The following is a 20,209-nucleotide window of genomic DNA, read 5'->3' on the forward strand; positions in this document are numbered from 1 at the left end:
ATGGACCGAACGTATAGGTGTTCATGCGGGTTTCACGCACACCGTGATCGGGTTGGCGCAATCAATATCATGCGACAACCTATGGCAGATGGTAACAATCTGTCAGCCTAAGATGCTATACGCACTGTCTTAGGATTGGCTGATGGCACAGCCCCAAACTTAGCAGTTGTCCAAACTGGAAACAGACTGCGGACGTACCAACTAGCTAAGAATCCCACGGCTTTAGCCGTGTGGAGTGTCAAAGTCCCCCCAATGTTCTGGCTCCCCGCTCGAATCGCTTTAGGGTTCAGAAAACCAAGAAATCCGATATTCGGAATGGAACTAGCCGGTGAAGTTGAAGCAGTCGGCAAAGATGTAACACAGTTCAAGGCAGGCGACCAGGTTTTTGCATCGACGTTCAAGGCGAAAATTGGTGCCCACGCCGAGTATAAATGTCTGCCCGAGGATGGGGCAGTGGTAACAAAACCGAATAATATGACCTATGAGGAAGCCGCTGCTCTTTCTATTGGAGCAAATACCGCTCTGTTTTTCCTCAGAAGAGGCAACATCCATCCTGGAAAAAAGGTCCTCATCCATGGCGCTTCGGGTAGTGTAGGCACTTTTGCGGTACAGCTTGCCAAGTACATTGGGGCGGAAGTGACTGGGGTATGCAGTACTGCGAATGTTGAAATGGTGAAAACTCTGGGAGCCGACAAGGTCATTGACTACACGCAAGAGGATTTTACGAAAAACGGCGAGACCTACGATATTTATTTTTGATACGGTAGGCAAGACTACGCGATCACAATGTAGAAGATCGCTGAAGAACAACGGATATTATCTCAACGCCGTCATCGGCGGGACAGCAGTCCTACACAAAGAAGATCTGATTTTTCTCAAAGAGCTTACGGAGACGGGCCGGCTGAAACCGGTTATTGATCGCTGCTATCCGCTGGAGCAAATGATAGAGGCGCACCGCTATGTCGATCAAGGTCACAAAAAAGGAAATGTGGTTATTACTTTGAGGCATAATAACAATATTTAACAAAACGTTGCGCATGACCGCTAAATAAGCCGGTAGCTGCTCGAAAGAGTGAGTCTACCGGCCTTTGTTTGTATGAACAATCACAAGAATGTTTAAGCAGTGTTTATCTAGTTCAAACTTCAAACCGTACCGCGAGATCGTGCTTCTCAAATATCTCCTTCATGCCCTTTCTCGCTTCCGTTTCGTCGGGTCCATGAACATCAAGACGGTAAACGTCATCCCGTATCAGGGTTAAGGTCAAGCCGAGAATGCTTTTGACGTCGATGTATTTGTTGTCGGCGTGCAGAACGATGCTGGATTCATACCGGTTGGCTGTCCGGTTGATTTCGATAATGGCTGTGGTCGCGATTCCGCTCATACAAGCTCCTCCTACCAGAAGATTTTAGAAAGATAGACGACAACGGTCACCGTTATGGCGCTTAATAGGGTGGTTAGCAGTACAGCCTCCGCCGCATAATCAGGATCGTTGTCGTATTCCAGAGCAAACAATGCCGTGTTTCTGGAACATGGATAGGAGCTGGCGATGAACAGTGCCTGCGCGGTAACGCCCTCCAGACCCATGATCGTGATGATGAGCAAGGCCAGTGACGGTGAAACGAGCAATCGGCCAATCACGGTCAGCGTAAGCAGCAAGGAAGGCCGCCGGATTTTCAAATAAGCCACCTGAGCCCCCAATGTAAACAAGGCGACAGCCAAAAAAGCGTTTGCCACGTTCTCGACCGGCTTCCAAATAAAGCCCGGTATCGCGACGCCCAATCCCTTCAGCGCCACCCCTGCCAGCAACGCGTACAAGATGGGCATTTTAACCATTTCGACAAAGGTCTTTACACCCTTCGCTTGAACGGAAATCGAGTTGAACAGCCCGTAGGTATGCGTAACCAGGTTCTGAAAAATCGTCACGATCACCTGGATCGACATACCCGCCGGATTGCCGGCAAATACGAGCTGGCTGACCGGCAAGCCGTAGTTGCCGGAATTGTTCAGCACCACGCTGTTCTTGAAGGTTGAAGCCACCTTGCGGTCCAGTCCCGCCACTCGGGCGGCAATGTTGCCGACAACCATCAGACCTAAATTCTGAACGAGTAAAAATAGGATCAAATCCGCAAGCAAATCCCCTGCAATCTGGCTTTCGTAGATATTGACGAACGCCAGGGCGGGCATAAAAACGGAAGTAGTGAGCCTGGAGAGAGTCTTCATGTCAAACCGATACTTCCGGTGAAGCACCGCGCCCGCCGCGAGCATGGCGAATACGGGAAAAATCACCTGAAGCAGGATCAGAAACAAAACGTCCATTACCGGAAATCCCGAGGGATTCTTCTGGCCACTCCGGTTTCGATCGCGGCCTGAATAACCGCCGCCCTGACCTTAACAACGACCTCTTCATGAAAGACGCTGGGGATGATATACTGCTCATTCAGCTCTTCGGCTCCGACCGTGGAGGCGATCGCCTCCGCGGCGGCCAGCTTCATTCTTTCGTTGATCGTACGGGCGCGGCATTCCAAAGCGCCGCGAAAAATACCGGGGAAACACAGCACATTGTTGATTTGATTCGGATAATCGCTCCGGCCTGTCGCCATTACGCGCACATACGGTTCCGCGGCTTCAGGTTCGATCTCCGGCTCCGGATTCGCCATCGCGAAGACGATCGGGTCCCGGGCCATTTTCTTCAAATCTTCAACTTTGAGCACGCCCGGGCCAGACAAGCCGACGAATACATCCGCATCCTCAAGCACTTCGGACAAGGACCCTTTGGAGCGATACGGATTGGAGTGGTCCGCGAGCCACTGCCACATCGGATTGGCATATTCCTCGCCTGCGGCAATCGCCCCCTGCCGGTCGACGGCAATCAAATTCGAAACGCCCGCAGCCAGCATCATTTTCGAACAGGCCACTCCGGCCGCGCCTATGCCGACGACGACAACCTTGATGTCCTCCATCCTTTTGCCGACGATCTTCAGCGCATTCAGAAGACCCGCGAGCATGACAACGGCTGTGCCATGCTGATCGTCGTGAAACACGGGAATGTCGAGCTCGCGCTTCAGCCGTTCCTCGATTTCGAAGCAGCGGGGAGAACTGATATCCTCCAGATTGATGCCTCCGAACCCGGGAGACATGTTTTTGACGGTGCGAATGATTTCTTCTGTATCCTTGGTCTGCAAGCAAATCGGAAAAGCATCCACGCCGGCCAGCTGTTTGAACAGCATCGCCTTCCCTTCCATAACCGGCATCGCGGCGAATGGACCGATATCCCCCAAGCCTAGGACCGCGGTGCCGTCGCTGATGATGGCCACTGTGTTGCGCTTGATCGTGAGTGAGAACGCTTTGTTCTCATCCTGATGGATCGCCTTACACACCTTGGCTACGCCAGGCGTATAGACATGGGACAAATCCTCCCGGTTTTTGACCGGCATTCGGGCTTGAATCTCGATTTTCCCGCCCAGATGGACAAGGAAGGTCCTGTCCGATACGTTGATGACCTTCAAGCCGTCCAGGCTGGAGAGACGGTCCAGAAGCCTGGAGTTGCTGTCGTCGGGGATGTGAACCGTAATGTCTCGGATCGCGGAATCCTTGGCGGAATGGATCACGTCGGTTGCTACGATATCCCCGCCCGACTCTCCGATTGCCACGGCTACTTCACCGAACGTGATTTTCGATTTCTGAATCTCCATCCGGATAATGATGTTCGAACTTGTTGCCACTTCGTATCTTCCCCTTCCGCATAGATGATGTTCAACGCTTACGCTTCCTCATTGACGAGGACCTTCTTGCCGCGCATCTTGAGCAATAACGGAACAACGAGCCAGAGCACCGCAACTAGCAGGAACGCGGCCGACAAGGGCTTGGCGAGAAACACGGAGAAATCCCCGTTCGAGCCGGTCAACGCGCGCCGCATGTTGTTCTCAATCATCGGGCCCAGCACGAGTCCCAGCACAAGGGGAGCCAGCGGATAATCGTTCTTCGTTAGGAAATAACCCGCAATGCCGCAACCGATCAGGAGCAGCAGATCGAATGTCGTATACTGAACCGCATAGACGCCGAATACGGATATCGCGATGATGATGGGCAGCAAGTATCTCGGCGGCGTCTCGATGATTTTGGCAAACACTTTGACAAGCGGCATATTGAGGATCAGAAGCATCAGGTTGCCGATGAACATGCTGGCGATGAGTCCCCAGGCCACCTCGGGATGGTCGGCAAAAAGCAGCGGACCCGGTTGGACATTGTACATAATTAGCGCACCCATTAGGATGGCCGTGGTGCCCGAACCCGGAATGCCCAATGTGAGCAAGGGAACCATCGCGCCGCCTGAAGCCGCGTTGTTGGCCGATTCAGGTGCCGCTACGCCTTCGATGGCTCCTTTTCCGAACTTGGCAGGATTCTTGCTAATCTTCTTCTCAATGATGTAACTGAAAAAAGAAGCAAGGGTAGCCCCCGCGCCGGGAAGCACGCCGATGAAGAAACCGAGAACCGAGCCGCGTGCGATCGGGCCTGCGCTGGCTTTCAGGTCCTGCCGGGTGGGCAGAACGCGCCCGACCTTGGCGATCTCGCCCGCCTGGTACTCCCGGTTAATGATCGTCTTGAACACCTCGCCAAGCGCGAACAAGCCGACGGCGATGGTTAGAAACTCCAAGCCTCCGTAAAGAATAGGAAAATCATAGGTAAACCGGGCCACGCCGGATACGTTGTCCATGCCGATCGTGGCAAGCAGCAACCCCATGACCGTCATGATCAGCGCCTTGGTCATGGATTTGCCGGCAAGGCCGCTGACCGCCGCCAGCCCGAGCAGCATCAGGGAGAAATACTCCGCGGGCCCGAACTTGATCGCAAGATTCGACAACGGTTCGGCCAGCAGCACCAGAGCCAGCAAAGAAAAGATGCCGGCCGCGAAGGAACCGATGGCGGAAATGGACAAGGCCGCCCCCGCTCTTCCTTGTCTGGCCATCTGGTAACCGTCCAGCGTGGTCACGACCGAAGAGGATTCACCGGGTGTATTCAGCAAAATCGATGTTGTCGATCCGCCGTACATGGCGCCGTAATACACGCCTGCGAGCAGGATGATGGCGCTCGTCGCCGCGCTTGCGGGATCCTGGCCCCCGGTCATCGTGGCCGTCACGGGGATAAGAAGCGCTACCCCGCTCATCGGGCCGATCCCCGGCAATACGCCCACGGCGGTACCGATCAGAACGCCGATGAAAGCGAACAGAAGGTTGTGCCACTGCAGCGCCGATGAGAAGCCGTCCGCCAAGAAGTTCAAAACACTCATACAATGGCCTCCTTCTAGCCCAGATTCATCCAGGATGGAAAACCGGGCAGGCTTCCCTCCAGAATTTTAACGAACAAATAGTAAACTCCGTAAGAGAAAACGGCGGATACGATCAACGATACGAGCCACTTTCCTCTTTCGATGACTTGAAACGAGAACAACAGGAACAAGAAAGTGCCGATTACGTAACCGATGTCTTCCAGAAAATAGGCATAAATCAGGGACGCGACCAATATTAGCAGAAACCGCTTGTAATCCGGATTGGATTTCTCTTCGGAAGCGGAAGTTTTCGTTTTCATCACTTCATAGAACAACCGGATGCTGAGGAGGATCATAATGATGCCCAGCCCCATCGGAAAGATATCAGGGCCCACGTTGCTGCCGTAGGAGCTCTCGCTGATTTTCCGGCTTTCCCATACGAATGAAACGCCGATGAGCAGAAACACGGCACTCGCATAGCGGTCATACGCTTTGTTCACTTTCCTCACCCCATTGCTCATTCTGATTGGAAAAAATGACGAAGGGGGTACTTGGCGCCCGCCTTCGTCAATGCGATTGTTTGACGGCTTGCTTTATTTCGCCATGCCCAGTGCGGTCAGCATATCCTTGATCAGCACTTCTTGATCTTCGAGGAACTTGGTAAAGTCGGCGGATGCTCTGAATTCCGGTTCCCACGCGTTGGCTTGGAGCTCTTTCTTCCATTCCTCCGAATCATTCAACGACTTTAACGTTTTCTCCCAATAAGCTTTCTCGTCGTCCGATATTTCTTTAGGTCCGAACACGCCGCGCCAAATGGTGAATTCCGCGTCGATCCCCGACTCTTTGAGCGTCGGCACGTCTTTGAAATCGCCGGACAATCTTTCCGCGGAAGTGACCGCCAGCACTCTCACTTTACCGGCTTTGAGATACTCGGCCGCACTGGAGATGTCCGTTCCGATGACATCCGCATTGTTGCCGAGAAGCGCCGCGATGGCTTCCCCGCCGCCGTCATACGAGACGTACTTCACCGACTTCGGATCAACGCCGAATTTGTATGCCGGCAAGACGGAGATCAAATGGTCCATCGAACCGGGAGATGATCCGCCTGCAACCGTCACTTTCGTTGGATCCGCTTTCAGATCGTTCATCACGGCGTTGATGTCCGCATATTTGGAGTCCGCCTTTACGACGATGGCTCCATAGTCCTTGGTCAATTGCGCAAGCGGAGTCGTATCCTTATAACCGTAAGGACTGTTTCCTTCCTTCTTAAGGTTGTTGATCAGGATCGGAGGAGAGCTCACGAACAGCTTATACGGATTCTTCTTATCCTGCGCGACGTATTCCGCCAAGAATACGGCCCCGCCTCCGCCAGGCTTGTTCTCTACGGTCATCGTCTGATCGACCAGTTTCGCCTCGGAGAGGACCTTGGTTAAAGAACGCGCCGTTTTATCCCAGCCTCCGCCCGCTCCGGAAGGCGCGACGACTACGATCGCTTTTGAAGGGTAGTCTCCCGATTTGCCGCCCGCGTCGCCGCAAGCCGTCAAGGTAACCGACGCCGCGATCGTCAATAGTCCCATTTTCAACTTCCAATTTTTAAATGCCACGATCGTTCCCCCTTATGATATATTACCTATAGTTCCAAATTGATTGACAGCGCTTACACAATTCGATGGTATCATAGTCCCAAGACTGCTGAATAGTTTGTGCGCATTAGTTGATTTAACGTCATTGCGTTCATTTTGTTCATAAAATTCATGAAGCGATGTGATCGAGCATGCGACTGCAAACGAAGCTGATTCTCTTGATGTGCACGCTCACCTTCACTCTGATCGTTACGATGTCCCTCACTTTTCAGCAAATGTGGACTTCGACCTACAAGAACCAAGTCGGATCGAAAGCGCTTAATCTGGCGAAAACCGTCGCTTCGATTCCGGAGCTGAGGAAAGCCTTCGGCGATCCCGACCCGTCCCAAACTATCCAGCCGTTGGTCGAGGAGATCCGCAAGCAGACTGACGCCGAGTTTATCGTGGTCGGCAATCGCGACGAAATCAGGTATGCCCACCCCAATCCGTCGAGAATCGGACAAACGATGGTCGGGGGCGACAACGGACCCGTCTTTGAAGGAAAATCGATCATCTCGGAAGCCACCGGCACCCTCGGCTTGTCGCTCCGGGGGAAAACCCCGATCTATGGCGATAACGGCGAAATCATCGGCGTTGTCTCCGTCGGTTTCCTCTTCGAGGACATCAACAAAGAAGCGATCCGTTTCCGCAATATCGTCATCGCGATCGCCTTTGCCGCCCTTCTGCTCAGCGCCGCCGGGGCTGTCTTTATCGCGAACAAGGTGAAACGCTCCATCTTCGGGCTGGAGCCTGAAGATATCGGCCGATTGTATCAGGAGAAACAGGCCGTTCTGGAATCCATTCATGAAGGCATCATTGCGGTGAACGGCAAAGGGGTTATTACCCTTGTGAACCAGAATGCTCTAGGCCTGCTGGGAACGGATGACAAATCCAAAATCCTGGGTAGGCACGTGCTCGACATCCTTCCCTACTCCACCCTGCCGGAAGTCATCCGGACCGGCGAAGCGGAATACGACAGCGAAGCGATCGTCGGCGGCCATGAGGTCGTGGTGAACCGCCTCCCGGTCAAGGGCCCTCATGGCAACGTGATCGGCGCCGTGTCGAGTTTCCGTAACAAATCCGAGCTGTACTTGATCACGCAGCAGCTTAGCCAGATGAGACAGTATGCCGACGGCTTGCGTGCCCAGACCCACGAATTTTCCAATAAGCTGCATACGATTTCCGGATTGATTCAACTCGAATCTTACCAGGAGGCCATCGAGTTCATCACCCGTGAATCCGATACGCAGATCGATTTGCTTAAGGTTATTCTGAAGGAAATCCCCGATCCGATCGTCGGCGGACTACTGCTCGGCAAAATCAACCGGGCGCGAGAGCTGAAAATACGCCTGAACATCGATGAGGGCAGCACGTTCAGCGACGTGCCGCCATGGATCGACCGCAACTCGCTGGTGACGATTCTGGGGAATTTGCTTGACAACGCGATGGAGGCGGTCATGGAGAAGGACGGCGAGAAGCTTGTCACCGTCCTGCTCACCGATTTGGGGCGGGACTTGATCATGGAAGTAGAAGATAATGGACCCGGCATTCGGGCGGAATGGTCCGAGCATATTTTCAGGGAAGGCTTCTCCACGAAAAACGAGCAAAAGCGCGGATTCGGCTTGGCCTTGGTCAAACAGGCTGTGGACCAGCTGGGCGGATCGATCGAGTTCCATTCCGGGCAAGCCGGCGGTACCCGCTTTTCCGTTGCCTTGCCGAAGACAAGGAGAGACGCGGAATGATTCAGGTATTGATCGTGGAAGACGATGTACGGAATGCGGAAATCAACAGGCGTTTCGTGGGGAAAGTCGAAGGCTTCGAAGCGGCGGGAATCGCGACCGACGGCCGGCAGGCGAGGGAGCTTCTGGAAATCTTGACGCCCGATCTGGTGCTGCTCGATTTATACATGCCCGACGTGAGCGGGCTCGATTTGCTGAGGCATATCAAGGTAAGCCACAAGCAAACCGATGTCATTATGGTCACGGCGGCCAAAGAGCTGCACACGGTGAGGGAAGCGATCCATGGCGGCATATTCGATTATATTCTCAAGCCTGTCATTTTCGAGCGGCTGCAGGAAACCTTGGAGAAGTATAAAAGCTTCCGGGAGAAAATCACCCTGCTTGAGCAAGAAGGCTCACGGGCAACCGTTGACCAGCAAGAAATCGACGAACTGCTCCGGTTGAACGACAATGACAAGTTGCGTTCCGCTTATCCCAAGGGCATCGATCAGCTCACGCTGGAGAAAGTGACAGGTTACGTGATGGGAATGAACCGCTCCTTCACCGCGGAGCAAGTATGCTCCCAATTGGGCATGAGCCGGTCCACCTCCAGACGTTACCTCGAATACCTGGTCAGTACGGGGAAGGTGACCGCCGATTTATCATACGGATCCGTCGGGAGGCCCGAACGGGTGTATCGGGCGAAGTAACTGAAAACTTTACTTTCACATGGTCGTTTGTGCCAACTCACTTACCAGAAAACCTTTGCGCCGGAAGCTTTATGATATAGGAACGCTTGATCGCATTTGTGAGAAGATGTAAGATTAGCTTGTACAATTGAATACCTTGGGTGGGCATGGTTTCCCTTCGAAAGGAGGTGAAGCCATGGAAATAAAGGATGCAATCCTCATCATGATCGGATTTTCAACTTTTGTCATTGCTCTTTTAACTTACATTGCTAATAACTACAAGAGAAAGTAAAAACCCACCCCAAGGTTAGCTGCCAAAGGTGGGTTTTGTGCCATTCATTAACTTGAAGGGACATCCCATCCAAGCCAATTGTATAGGCCGAGTGTTTGCTGCACTCGGTCTTTCTATAGCCATTCTAACATATACGTTGCAGATAAAACAATTGCTTAAAGCCTCATCCAATCGCTCCAGCACTCTGATGGCGATTTCTCGGCATTAGGTTCGATAATAGGACAACACCCAGCACACGCCGTTCCGGTCGGTAACGATGGCCAACAGTCCATTAAATGGAGCTTCGTACACCGCCGTATTAATCGTCCCGTTGGCTGCAAATTCACTGTAGATCCTTTGAAACTCTTTCTCCATCTCGATTTTCAGAAAGACTCTTACGTAGTCGCCTTTCAGCACAGGCTTCGCCGCTTGAGTATCGGCAAACTTTAGGATTGCTTCCCCCACATGCAGGTCCGCATTAAGCACCTCTTCCCCTTGCTTGCGCAGAATCGCAATCTCGCCGCCAAAAACGCTTTGATAATACTTGATTTCGTCTTTGCAGTTCTCCACAACGATAAAAGGAATGGCTATCATCCTTTACATCCTCCTTAAGTTCATTTGATCATACTTAGAGCGTGCGATTTCAATCGCATGAGCGACATCTTGTTCGGTATTCAAATACACCGACACCCAGCCCGAATCGGGGTACATATGATGCGGCCTCGCCTTCACATCTTCAATCCATCGATCTCGCTCGGATTTCGGCAAGAGCAGGTCAAACAGTCTGTCGCCATGAAGATGCCCGATTTCCTTTCCGTTCAACTGATATTCTACCCCTCCAAACCGATGAGGATGGATAGTCACGCCAGTCCAAGACAGCAGCTCTTCGGTCAGGCCAGTTCCTCCGGTCCCGCTCATTCCAGCATCTCCTCCTGCTTGCTCAGATTGCGAAGCACGATCTTCAGCAGGCCTAACAACAAGTCATACTCCTCGTCGGTAATGCCCTTCCGGGTTTTGCTCTTGACGCGACCCAGCGCCTCCTGCACTTTCGGCACCACCTCGCGTCCCGATTCTGTCAAATAGAGCAGCTGGTAGCGGTTGTCGGCGGGATCGGCTTCCCTCCGCACGTATCCTTCAGCTTCCAGCTTGGCAATCGCCTTGGCGGTCGTCGTCTTGTCAATGAGCAGCTTCTCGCTCAGCGCCTTCTGCGTGATTGGCTGCTGAAATGCTATCGCCATCAGAAAAATATACTGGCCGCTTCCGATTTGGTAGGGTGCCAGCTCGGCTGAAATCAATATCTGCATATGGCGATAGATGGCTGAGATGTATTGACCGTGAGAATCCGTTACGCCCTTGTCAGTGAGCCTCCAATGTTCGCTCATTTTACTCTCCTCTTAATTAGAATGCTATTGCAACTAATATTAGGATATGTCAAATAAGATGTTATTGCAACTATTATTTTGTAAAAATCAACCGACTTGTTGTCTGTCTTGCCTCAGCTTATAAACTGTTGACTCAACGTTCGTCTATTTTGCCGACTATCGCAATCATTTGCCTTGTATTTCCTTTTTGAATCGTGGTGATCCACGTTTCCAATTCCGTTGCATCCAGAGAATCCTGCGGTGATGTCATCACCTCCTTAAGACTTATATTCCTTATAACACTCGACGGCAGTGAAGAATGCTGAGGTGCTTCCATCTACTTTCTTCAACTTCTTGTTTGTACGTTGTTGAATGGAAACCCCGCGATAAACGTACAGCCTGCGTCTGGATTGTTGAAGGCTTCAATCGTTCCGCCGTGGAGGAGCATGATTTCGCGCGCAATGGTTAGTCCAAGTCCGCTGCCTGGAATCCGGCTGTTGCGTGAAGAGTCCACCCGATAGAATGAATCGAAAATATAAGGGATGGCTTCCTCCGGAATTCCGATTCCTTCATCTTTAATGACGAGGTAGACAAAGCCATTGGATTCCCGAATCGACCATACGACACGGGATTGACTGGGGGAGTACTTCATCGCATTACTGACCAAATTATCCACAACCCGCCCCACCAAGTGCTCGTCCGCCTGTATGGTGGCACGGCTTTGTCCCGGCTCTCTCACCAGAATCGTATCGCGCCAAGTCAAAGGGTCGGACCATTTGTACATAAGAGCTTCAAAGAAATCATCCGCGTCAATGGGTATAAGAATCGGATTAATTTGTCCCGTCTCAAGAAGACTTAGATCGTTCAGGTCCTTAACCAATGCCGTGATCGTCTGAATTCTCTGCTCAATTTTCACCAAGTAACGTTCGCTCTGATCCGCGGGGATCTTTCCGTCCAGAATGGCATCGATATATCCTTGCGCTACAGTTGAAGGCGTTTTAAGATCATGCGAAATGTGAGATATCCATTTCTTTCGCCAACCCTCGATACGAATCAATTCTTCAATCCGCAGCTGCAGTTCCTCGTTGAGATCGGATAAAGCCAGCGTGCGTTCTGTTACCTTACCCTCTAATTCTTCGTTTAATTGGATTTGAGCGCCCATCAGCTCACCGATTCTTTCTGACATCCGGTTAAACGTTTTTGATAGATGATCGAATTCGTGAAATGGGCTGCCATTTGTAGAAACGCTGAAATTGCCATTACCGACGTCGATAAAAGCATTCTTCAAAGACTGGATCGGCCGGGAAATCTTTCTCCATAGAAAAATGGATAACAAGATACAGATGACAACCGCTGCCAGGGTAATGAGTAAATTTTGTTTGATGAGATGCTGATTCGTTTGATTGGTCAATTCCCGACTGGACTTGGTGACGGCAGATAACAGATGTTCCTTCGGTATTACATACGCCAGCATCCAACCGGTAGAGGGTACGGTTTTGGTGAACAGCATTTTGGTTTGGCCATTCGCCTTAAGCTCCGTATACCCATCAATTCCGTCCCATGAAGTGGATAAGTTTAAGCTCAAACGAGCAAAATCCGTTTGGCCACGGTTTTGAATGGTAATCAATCGGTGGTCCTTGCCAAGCAGAAAGGCGTAGGCATATTCATCGTTGAATTGCACATTCAAGATGTTCTGTACGAAATCCGTTATCGATACGTCAGCAGCGACAACTCCTCTTAGTTGTCCTTCTTGGTCGTATATGGGAGCTGAGGCGGTAAACATGTAAATGTCGTTGGAGGCCACGTCTTCATAGGGCTTGGACCAGACAACTTTGTTTTCATTGGGCTTGATGGTTAAAGCATCTTGATAGTAAGGCAAATTTCCTACAGAAAGGTTTCCCCAGTCAATATTGTCTCTGTTGTCAATCACCTTCATCGTTGAGGAAAAGTAATTAAAAGCTCCTTCGGGATGAATGTAATAGATAGCCAGAATATTAGGGTTCCTTTTTATTTCCGAAGCGAATATCGGATCTAAGCTCATCGATTTGGATAAATCCTTCTTAATATGTTCCGAGTCTCGAACGCTATATAATTGTTGAAAGCTTTGGCCCTCTAGTGGAACAAAACGAAGATACAAGCCATTCTTGATTTCATTTAACTGTACTGGAGCGACCGAGTCCTTATCCGATTCGGAGAACACGGCTTCGGATACTGCCCGAATGTCCTCTACCGCATTCTCGATCTTCTGTAATTCCGCATTGATCACGTTAACTTGTTCTTTCAAATAGGTTTCATAAAGCTCGATATACTGGGCTTCCGTCAATCCGAGTTGAGACTCGGAATAGAGATTGAAGTGGGCTCGTGCTGTTTGCCCGTTAAGCACGCCAAGAATGATTAACGGCAGTAAGGAACCAAGCAGCATAAATAGCAAAATTTGGGCGGCGAGTGTTCGATTGCGACGGAGTTTAAACCGCATCCGCTTCCTCGCAAAATTTGTACCCGACTCCCCGCAGCGTAACGATTAGCTTCGGATTGGACGGGTTCTCCTCGATTTTTCTCCGTAAGCTTCCAATATGCACCTGTAAGGTTTTAGTATCTAGCCCGATATTGTAGCCCCAAATCGTCCGTAACAAATGCTCTGCGGCCAGTACTTGCTTCGGATGATTCATGAAATAGACAAGCAAATGATATTCTTTAGTCGAAAGTTCAATGAGGCTTCCATGAACGAACACGTCATGGGACAGGAGATGAACTTGCAGCGATTTGGATGAGATCCGGTTCGTGGGGAGATGCACATCGGCATGATTTTGATAGATCGTCGATCTACGCAAGTTCGCCTTTATTCTAGCTACCAGTTCATTGGGCCTGAAGGGTTTGCCAATATAATCGTCTCCGCCTACGCTAAGTCCGATGATGCGATCCAACTCGGAATCCTTGCAACTCAGGAACAAAATAGGAGCGTTCGTCATCTGACGCAATTGCTTACACAATTCGTGTCCGTCTATGTCCGGCAAAAACACATCGAGCACGATCAAGTGCGGAGTTGATTGTTTGACGATTTGCAATGTTTCGGCCCCAGTCATCGTATGTATGAATTGGTATCCCTCAGCTGTTAAATAAAGGTCTAGTATTTCTCCGATATCCTCCTCGTCATCCACGAGCAAAATCAATTCTTTGGGCATAGTGCCTCACCTCTCGCTGTAACAAGTATATAGCCACTATAATTTTATTCTTAGCGTTATTCAATATCTATGTCAGATATTCTAACTCCAATAGGTGAACTTTACTTTGGCATTACCTTTATTTATCTTTAATTTTCCCTTAACCCTGTTTGTCAGCTTACTTTCGACCTATAAGATTAATTTATACAAGGAACCCAACGGAAATCGGGTATCTTATGTCAGGAAATATGACTTAAAAGAGATGATATTTTCGATGAGAGGGAGACTGACAGATGAAAAAGAAAAAGAGATTGGTAGGGATAGTGCTTGTGGGGTTGATTCTAGCAACCTCCGTACCTGGAGTCTTCTCGAATACCTCGGCGGCGACCGTTGTGGCTCCGAAAGCGCCTTATGATCCGCTAAACCCGCTTACGTCCAAGGAAATCAATTCCGTCACGTATTTGCTTAAGCACAGCCCCAATTACGCATCAGATATGAGATTCAGCGAAATCAATTTGAAGGAGCCTGACAAAAGCAAAGTATGGAAATGGGTAACAGGCTCCGCCGTTTTCAAGAAAAATGCGGCTAATAAGCTTCCGCGGCAGGCTTCCTTCGTCATCACTCAGAAACGCAAAGTGTTCGAGGGTGTCGTGGATCTGGATAAGAAGAAAATTGTAGAGTGGAAAGAAAACACGACTGGCGGCTATTACTATAATGATCAAGAAGCGTCCGAAATTGCTTCGGAGGTGGTGAAGAAAAATCCGGAGTATCTCGCCGCCCTGAAAAAACGTGGGATTACGGACTTGTCAAATGTGCTTATCTACGGATTACCCGCCGGTTATTACGGCCCTAACGATACGGATCCGACCAAGAGAATAAACAAATTCGAGACCGTTATCTTGGGTGACGGCAGCAGTATTGAGCTTCTGGTTAACAATCTCATCGTTACAGTCGACATCGACGAGAAAAAAGTGCTAAAAGTAGAAGACGACGGAATCGTTCCCATACCCTTGTTTGACGAAGGCTACAAAAAAGGCGATAAGAAGAGCAAGCGCGAACCGGCCAAGCCGATTGTCATTACACAGCCCAAAGGCGCCAACTACCATATCGAAGGACAGCAAATCAGCTGGCAAGGATGGAAATTCCACGTACGTCTTGATCCGCGGAGGGGGCCAATCATCTCCGCAGCCACGTTCAACGATCATGGAGCAGATCGAAAAGTCATGTACAGCGGCGGACTTGGCGGCATGACCGTGCCGTATGGAGACCCTGGTCTGAACTGGTACTTTAAGACTTATATGGATGCTGGAGAATACGGGATGGGCAGATTGGGACGTCCTTTGCTCGTCGGAGCAGACGTGCCGGATAACACCTCGTTTATCGATGCAACCTTAAGTGATTTTCAAGGCAAACCTTACACCTTACCCAAGGTTATTGGTGTATTCGAACGGTATGCGGATTCGGATTGGACTCACAAGGAATACGACGGTACCATTGGGGCGCGCGCACGTTATGAACTCGTGGTGCGGTTCATCTCAACGGTAGGCAATTACGACTATACTTTCGATTACGTATTTCAGCAGAACGGCAATATTAAAATCGATGTCGGCGCTTCCGGCTATGAAGCGAACAAGAGCGCAATAACGGACAAAGTGAACAGCTTTCAGGATCAATACATCGATCCCAATAATGCGGAAATCCGCAACGGCACCTTGGTCGCCAAAAATATTGTAGCCGTGTATCACCAGCATCTTTACAGCTTCCGCCTTGACATGGATGTAGACGGGCAGAAGAACACCGCCCTAGAAATCGCGCCGAAAGCAGTTCCGACCACAGATAATGCTTATCGTAAAAGCGAAATGATCTTGGAAGAGAAAACGTATCATACCGAGCTTGAAGCTGCGCAGAAATTTGATCCGTCCAAGATTCTTCTCGTGACGAATCCAGCGGTTAAAAACAAAATGGGATACTTATCCGGCTACCAAATTATCGCGAATTCGGGCGGTACGCATCCATTCGCCCAGGATCCGTTGTTTACGGATGACGACTATCTTATGCAGCGGGCAGGATACCTGAAGAAACATATCTGGATTACACCTTACAAAGAAAACGAAATCTACCCTGAAGGCAAATACATCAACCAAAATCCTAAGGATACCGGACTGGGTTCATGGGCTCAGCAAGATCGTAATATCTATAACGAAGATGACGTTGTATGGGTAACGACCGGTACGACACATGTTCCTCGCTCCGAAGAATGGCCTATGATGTCGACGGAATGGGTATCCATGCTGTTAAAACCGTTTAACTTCCTGGATCGGACGCCTACGCTTGATTTGCCGAAGCCGGCGAATTCCGCTTATTAAGGTAAAATGGCCGGGTTCCTTCCGATGTGGAAGAACCCGGCTTTTCCCATTTCCGTCAACCTTTTAAGGAGGAGCACCTCATATGAAAATCAAATGGCCGCAGATGGCAGCATTCGTACTTATCGTTGGGGCTGTCGCTATCTTTGCCACAGGATTGATCAATTCGGATAAATCGGATAGCGGCATTGTCGGACAGGCGGAACATATCATATCGGGCGGTATGAAGGACATGGCTTTTATGCCAGCCGTAGACAAAGATATGGAGGACCCCTTCCTGGATCCTATGGCTATGTCCAAAGGACATAATCATGCGAGCGCGCAAACCGAGACGGTTGCCGAGAAAGGTATAAAGGTGATATGGTCTTGGCCTGAAGGAAAACCAACACCAGGGAAGACCCGCCGACTGGCGCTCAACATTACCGACTCTTCTGGAAAAGCCGTTGAAAAATTCGATTGGAACAACGAAAAGCTGCTGCATTTGGTTGTCATCAGCAAGGACTTGAAGCAATTTCAGCATATTCATCCCGACTACAAAGGAAATGGCCGGTTCGAGATAGCGGTCTCTTTCACTGTGGGAGGGGATTATGAAATGTTTGCGGATTTCGTTCCGAGCGGACTAAGCGAGCTGACGCGAGCCGAATCGGTTAAAGTATCCGGCGCCGCGTTGCTTAATGCACCGTTAGAAGCGAGCGATTCATTAACCGCAACCGTATCTGGCGTTCAAGTTGAACTCCGATTCGGTCATCTCATGGCCAAGATGCAAACGGGAATGACCTTCGCCTTCCGGGACGAGAAGACGGGAAAGCCTATCGACGATCTTGAGTACTATCTGGGTTCAGTCGGACATACCATCATCGTCGATTCTCAATTGAAGCAGTATATTCACGTCCATCCTTTTAATTGGGCTTCTTCCGGTCCGCTCGCGGTTTTTGGCGTCACCTTCCCCGAGAGTGGGATTTATAAAGTCTGGGGGCAATTCCAGAGGAAAGGAAAGGTATTCGTCGTTCCTTTCGTCATACATGTTCCTTAGTTCGTTAGCTAAATGCAGCAAGCCGAACCAGCTCTTCCGCGGTGCTTTGAATGGCGTCAGACGATTGAAACTCCATACCCTGCATTCGTATTCATCACATCCACATAGGGCAGCAGCTCGTGATGAGGAATAAAGCTTTCTAATCGCACTTTGTCCGGAAGTGAGATGTCGACATTTTCAAGAGGCTTGCACCCGTTTGTGGCAACGACCAGTACATCTTCTGAAGCCAATGCTTAGATCGCGGAATGAGCAGTTGATCCATGTTGACTTCGGCATATAAAAAATACAGAGCAACGGAATCTCTCCCCAGTGCTCTGTATTCAACCTCTCACACTGCTATGCGCTTTTCCGTTCTTATTCCTCGCCTGTTGCCACCGCATTCCCCTCATACGAAATCCAATCGCTCCAACTGAAGTATGGGTTTCAAAAATACCGCTCGGGTGAAATTCGCCCGTTAAATTTGGCGATGGCTTTGTCTTCTCATCCACTGTGTTGCTACCCATTTCTCCCCGACCGCAACAGGGTTTCCCCCATGCAACGTTAGTTCATTTAAGTGATAATCGTTATAAAAATATTCGAAATAGACGGCACTGCCTTTTTTAGGCGTTACCGAAAGATGAAGAGAAGGGAAATACGTTTCGCCGCCTTCATCCACGTCATTTAAATACATCACCAGTGAGCAAATGCGATTGTTGACCACATTTCCGGATGTAAAATAGTCATAATGAGGCTGATACTGTTCACCGGATTTATAATGTAAAATTTGCAGCGGCTCGGCATGAGATACCGGTATATTCAACAGTTCTGAACCTCTGGTTTCAATTCTTTGAATCAATTCATTTTCGCCTTCGTCAAAGAACATGCTGCTGCTTGTTCTAATATCGCTTATGGCGTGAGATTTGCCAATTTTAGCTCGCTCCATTCTATTTTTAGCCAGATCAACTAATGCATCGCATTCTAAGTTGCTTAATACGTTTTCCAATATCAAGATAAGCGGCTCATCTATTTTGCCGACAATATGAATCTCTTGATCCGTTGTTTTCATTCTGTTTCCGGTTAAATGAATAATCGTCTGTTCCTTAACGTTCATCGTTCCATCCCCCATTATTTGAGAAGTAATCGAATGAACATTATGTTCGCTCATTAAGATAGTTCCTTGCGCAGTAGGAAAGTCCTTCCACAATTTCATTTTTATGCACTCTCGGCCAATAAATTTATATCCGTAATATTCTAAACTGGCCCACTCCCTAGTCAGATGTCCTTCATACGATATAGGGTTCCTTTTGTCGGATTACAGTGTGAAATTTTGCCTAAAGGGAGTTGGGATTACTGAAAACAAAAACGCAGCTTACCGGGCGAGTTATCTTCAAAGGTGACCCGGGGTATGACACGGCACGTAAGAACTGGGATCCCCATACCAACAAATTCCCCAAAGTGTTTGTCTTCGCTCAGAGAACACGAGACGTCGCAAACGCCATCAAATGGGCCCGCGAGAACAAAGTCCCTATTCGCGCAAGAAGCGGAAGGCATTCCCTGGAAGTCAACCTGTCGCAGGTCAACGGGGGCATTGTCATCGATGTAAGCGACTTGAAGACAATCAAGCTGGATAAGAAAAACGGAACGGTAGTCGTGGGAACGGGGAATAGAGTGGGAAGAATCGCGAAAACGCTCGCGCGGCAAGGATTCATTGCCGGCTTCGGCGACAGCCCTTCCGTTGGGATCGGCGGAATCACGCTCGGTGGGGGAATCGGGCCGCTGCAACGGACGATTGGCCTCATCAGCGATAATCTTCTCGAACTCAAGATGGTTGACGCGAAGGGAAGAGTGATTCGGGCCAACAAGAAGTGTAACTCCGATCTCTATTGGGCTTCCCGCGGGGGCGGCGGCGGTAACTTCGGCGTGTATACCCAGTACAAATTCAAAACGATTCGCGCTCCGGAGAAGGCGACCGTATATCGCATCACTTGGCCATGGGATCAATTCGAAGAGGTACTCAAAGCCTGGCAACGATGGGCGCCTTCCGTCGATACCAGACTAGGCAGCGAATTAAATATCGGTCCGAAAAAGGGTGGCAATGTAACGATGACAGGGCTGTTCCTCGGATCGAAAACGGAGGCCGTCCGCCTATTAAAGCCCGTTACGAGCGTCGGAACGCCCAAGAAACTCATTAAGTTGTTACCCTACACGCAAACAGTGAACTTCTTATTGCCTCCCGATCCGGTGCTTACTCAAAAGTTCAGTAACCAGTTCTCTTCCGGTTTCGGCAGGCGTCCGTTCCCGAATGCGGCCATTAAGTCCATGCGCGAATTTTTAGAGAAAGCAGAGGGGAATACTCCGGCGGGATTCTTTTTCCTCAACTGGGGCGGAGCCGTAAGCCGCGTATCGCCTAAAGCAACTGCATTCTTCTGGCGCAAGGCGAAATTTTACGTAGAGTGGAACAGCTCATGGGTCAAGAAATCCGAAGCCGCTAAAAATATCGCCCTCGTTCGCAATACGCGCCGGAAGTTACAGCCCTTTATCGTAGGGTCCTATATCAACGTTCCGGACCAAGGGATCAAAAATTCCGGGCCGGTATACTATGGAGCGAACTTCCCAAGATTACGGAGAGTAAAAGCTAAATATGACCCTGAAAATGTGTTTAACAATCCTCAGAGTATTCCTCCGGCATAAAGATAAAGACTCCTTCGTTGTCTACATGTAGCCAACGAAGGAGTCTGAAGATCC

The 20,209-nt window shown here is 49.9% G+C and carries 19 protein-coding genes and 1 pseudogene; 8 read left to right on the forward strand and 12 right to left on the reverse strand.

Annotation, left to right across the window (positions count from 1 at the left end; all coding sequences use genetic code 11):
• Both E2980_RS17335 and E2980_RS17340 read left to right on the forward strand, forming a co-directional pair.
• A complete protein-coding gene (locus E2980_RS17335; RefSeq protein ID WP_167747163.1) occupies positions 1-111 on the forward strand; it encodes a zinc ribbon domain-containing protein in 111 nt (36 codons plus the stop codon).
• 135 nt (positions 112-246) lie between these two features.
• Positions 247-1,024 (forward strand): annotated as a pseudogene (locus tag E2980_RS17340) (NAD(P)-dependent alcohol dehydrogenase); the annotation flags it as partial.
• A 112-nt stretch (positions 1,025-1,136) separates the two neighbouring features.
• On the opposite strand, the gene E2980_RS17345 reads toward E2980_RS17340, so the two are convergent.
• From E2980_RS17345 to E2980_RS17370, 6 genes are all read right to left on the reverse strand, one after another.
• On the reverse strand, positions 1,137-1,382 hold the full coding sequence (locus E2980_RS17345; protein ID WP_135153497.1) for an HPr family phosphocarrier protein: 246 nt from the start codon (positions 1,380-1,382) through the stop codon (positions 1,137-1,139).
• Positions 1,383-1,393: 11 nt separating this feature from the next.
• Positions 1,394-2,317 carry an AEC family transporter gene (locus E2980_RS17350; protein WP_135153498.1) on the reverse strand — a complete coding sequence of 308 codons (924 nt, stop codon included), beginning with the start codon at positions 2,315-2,317 and terminating at the stop codon, positions 1,394-1,396.
• Entirely contained in the window at positions 2,317-3,693 is a 1,377-nt protein-coding gene (locus E2980_RS17355) for an NAD-dependent malic enzyme (protein WP_135153554.1), read from the reverse strand. The genes E2980_RS17350 and E2980_RS17355 overlap by 1 nt, the downstream gene beginning before the upstream one ends.
• Before the next feature lie 68 nt (positions 3,694-3,761).
• Complete coding sequence (locus E2980_RS17360; protein ID WP_135153499.1) at positions 3,762-5,288, reverse strand: tripartite tricarboxylate transporter permease; 1,527 nt, start codon at positions 5,286-5,288, stop codon at positions 3,762-3,764.
• A 14-nt stretch (positions 5,289-5,302) separates the two neighbouring features.
• Positions 5,303-5,767 carry a tripartite tricarboxylate transporter TctB family protein gene (locus E2980_RS17365; RefSeq protein WP_135153500.1) on the reverse strand — a complete coding sequence of 155 codons (465 nt, stop codon included), beginning with the start codon at positions 5,765-5,767 and terminating at the stop codon, positions 5,303-5,305.
• 93 nt (positions 5,768-5,860) lie between these two features.
• A complete protein-coding gene (locus tag E2980_RS17370) occupies positions 5,861-6,844 on the reverse strand; it encodes a Bug family tripartite tricarboxylate transporter substrate binding protein (protein ID WP_135153555.1) in 984 nt (327 codons plus the stop codon).
• 197 nt (positions 6,845-7,041) lie between these two features.
• Here E2980_RS17370 and E2980_RS17375 point away from each other — a divergent pair, with 197 nt between their 5' ends.
• From E2980_RS17375 to E2980_RS24765, 3 genes are all read left to right on the forward strand, one after another.
• Complete coding sequence (locus tag E2980_RS17375; protein ID WP_135153501.1) at positions 7,042-8,631, forward strand: ATP-binding protein; 1,590 nt, start codon at positions 7,042-7,044, stop codon at positions 8,629-8,631.
• Positions 8,628-9,317 carry a response regulator gene (locus E2980_RS17380; protein ID WP_135153502.1) on the forward strand — a complete coding sequence of 230 codons (690 nt, stop codon included), beginning with the start codon at positions 8,628-8,630 and terminating at the stop codon, positions 9,315-9,317. Before E2980_RS17375 ends, E2980_RS17380 begins: the two co-directional genes overlap by 4 nt.
• A 202-nt stretch (positions 9,318-9,519) precedes the next feature.
• Positions 9,520-9,588 (forward strand): putative holin-like toxin, encoded by a 69-nt coding sequence (locus tag E2980_RS24765; protein ID WP_240703079.1) that lies wholly within the window; start codon positions 9,520-9,522, stop codon positions 9,586-9,588.
• 204 nt (positions 9,589-9,792) lie between these two features.
• Here E2980_RS24765 and E2980_RS17385 read toward each other — a convergent pair whose 3' ends face one another.
• From E2980_RS17385 to E2980_RS17405, 5 genes are all read right to left on the reverse strand, one after another.
• Complete coding sequence (locus E2980_RS17385; protein WP_135153503.1) at positions 9,793-10,161, reverse strand: VOC family protein; 369 nt, start codon at positions 10,159-10,161, stop codon at positions 9,793-9,795.
• 3 nt (positions 10,162-10,164) lie between these two features.
• The gene (locus tag E2980_RS17390; protein ID WP_135153504.1) at positions 10,165-10,485 is read right to left on the reverse strand and encodes a luciferase domain-containing protein; all 321 of its coding nucleotides are present in this window, start codon (positions 10,483-10,485) and stop codon (positions 10,165-10,167) included.
• Entirely contained in the window at positions 10,482-10,949 is a 468-nt protein-coding gene (locus E2980_RS17395) for a MarR family winged helix-turn-helix transcriptional regulator (protein ID WP_135153505.1), read from the reverse strand. Before E2980_RS17395 ends, E2980_RS17390 begins: the two co-directional genes overlap by 4 nt.
• Before the next feature lie 325 nt (positions 10,950-11,274).
• Complete coding sequence (locus E2980_RS17400) at positions 11,275-13,404, reverse strand: sensor histidine kinase (RefSeq protein WP_135153506.1); 2,130 nt, start codon at positions 13,402-13,404, stop codon at positions 11,275-11,277.
• Complete coding sequence (locus E2980_RS17405) at positions 13,394-14,110, reverse strand: response regulator transcription factor (RefSeq protein ID WP_135153507.1); 717 nt, start codon at positions 14,108-14,110, stop codon at positions 13,394-13,396. Before E2980_RS17405 ends, E2980_RS17400 begins: the two co-directional genes overlap by 11 nt.
• A gap of 272 nt (positions 14,111-14,382) precedes the next feature.
• Between E2980_RS17405 and E2980_RS17410 the strand changes: the two genes are divergently transcribed.
• A complete protein-coding gene (locus tag E2980_RS17410; RefSeq protein ID WP_135153508.1) occupies positions 14,383-16,455 on the forward strand; it encodes a copper amine oxidase in 2,073 nt (690 codons plus the stop codon).
• Positions 16,456-16,537: 82 nt separating this feature from the next.
• Positions 16,538-17,485: a hypothetical protein gene (locus E2980_RS17415; RefSeq protein WP_135153509.1), complete on the forward strand. Its 948-nt coding sequence runs from the start codon at positions 16,538-16,540 to the stop codon at positions 17,483-17,485.
• A gap of 454 nt (positions 17,486-17,939) precedes the next feature.
• On the opposite strand, the gene E2980_RS17420 is transcribed toward E2980_RS17415, so the two are convergent.
• On the reverse strand, positions 17,940-18,575 hold the full coding sequence (locus tag E2980_RS17420; RefSeq protein ID WP_135153556.1) for a 2OG-Fe(II) oxygenase: 636 nt from the start codon (positions 18,573-18,575) through the stop codon (positions 17,940-17,942).
• 239 nt (positions 18,576-18,814) lie between these two features.
• Here E2980_RS17420 and E2980_RS17425 point away from each other — a divergent pair, with 239 nt between their 5' ends.
• Positions 18,815-20,155, forward strand: coding sequence for an FAD-binding oxidoreductase (locus E2980_RS17425; protein ID WP_135153557.1), 1,341 nt, complete (start codon positions 18,815-18,817; stop codon positions 20,153-20,155).
• Positions 20,156-20,209: the final 54 nt, after the last annotated feature.

Source organism: Cohnella luojiensis (assembly GCF_004564235.1).
Lineage (GTDB): Bacteria > Bacillota > Bacilli > Paenibacillales > Paenibacillaceae > Cohnella > Cohnella luojiensis.

Coding starts and splice junctions, on each gene's coding strand:
- E2980_RS17335 (WP_167747163.1), top strand. CDS start 1: ATGGACCGAACGTATAGGTGTTCATGCGGGTTTCACGCACACCGTGAT.
- E2980_RS17400 (WP_135153506.1), bottom strand. CDS start 13,404: ATGCGGTTTAAACTCCGTCGCAATCGAACACTCGCCGCCCAAATTTTG.
- E2980_RS17385 (WP_135153503.1), bottom strand. CDS start 10,161: ATGATAGCCATTCCTTTTATCGTTGTGGAGAACTGCAAAGACGAAATC.
- E2980_RS17420 (WP_135153556.1), bottom strand. CDS start 18,575: ATGAACGTTAAGGAACAGACGATTATTCATTTAACCGGAAACAGAATG.
- E2980_RS17405 (WP_135153507.1), bottom strand. CDS start 14,110: ATGCCCAAAGAATTGATTTTGCTCGTGGATGACGAGGAGGATATCGGA.
- E2980_RS17375 (WP_135153501.1), top strand. CDS start 7,042: ATGCGACTGCAAACGAAGCTGATTCTCTTGATGTGCACGCTCACCTTC.
- E2980_RS17360 (WP_135153499.1), bottom strand. CDS start 5,288: ATGAGTGTTTTGAACTTCTTGGCGGACGGCTTCTCATCGGCGCTGCAG.
- E2980_RS17410 (WP_135153508.1), top strand. CDS start 14,383: ATGAAAAAGAAAAAGAGATTGGTAGGGATAGTGCTTGTGGGGTTGATT.
- E2980_RS17415 (WP_135153509.1), top strand. CDS start 16,538: ATGAAAATCAAATGGCCGCAGATGGCAGCATTCGTACTTATCGTTGGG.
- E2980_RS17380 (WP_135153502.1), top strand. CDS start 8,628: ATGATTCAGGTATTGATCGTGGAAGACGATGTACGGAATGCGGAAATC.
- E2980_RS17350 (WP_135153498.1), bottom strand. CDS start 2,317: ATGGACGTTTTGTTTCTGATCCTGCTTCAGGTGATTTTTCCCGTATTC.
- E2980_RS17390 (WP_135153504.1), bottom strand. CDS start 10,485: ATGAGCGGGACCGGAGGAACTGGCCTGACCGAAGAGCTGCTGTCTTGG.
- E2980_RS17395 (WP_135153505.1), bottom strand. CDS start 10,949: ATGAGCGAACATTGGAGGCTCACTGACAAGGGCGTAACGGATTCTCAC.
- E2980_RS17370 (WP_135153555.1), bottom strand. CDS start 6,844: ATGGGACTATTGACGATCGCGGCGTCGGTTACCTTGACGGCTTGCGGC.
- E2980_RS17345 (WP_135153497.1), bottom strand. CDS start 1,382: ATGAGCGGAATCGCGACCACAGCCATTATCGAAATCAACCGGACAGCC.
- E2980_RS17355 (WP_135153554.1), bottom strand. CDS start 3,693: ATGGAGATTCAGAAATCGAAAATCACGTTCGGTGAAGTAGCCGTGGCA.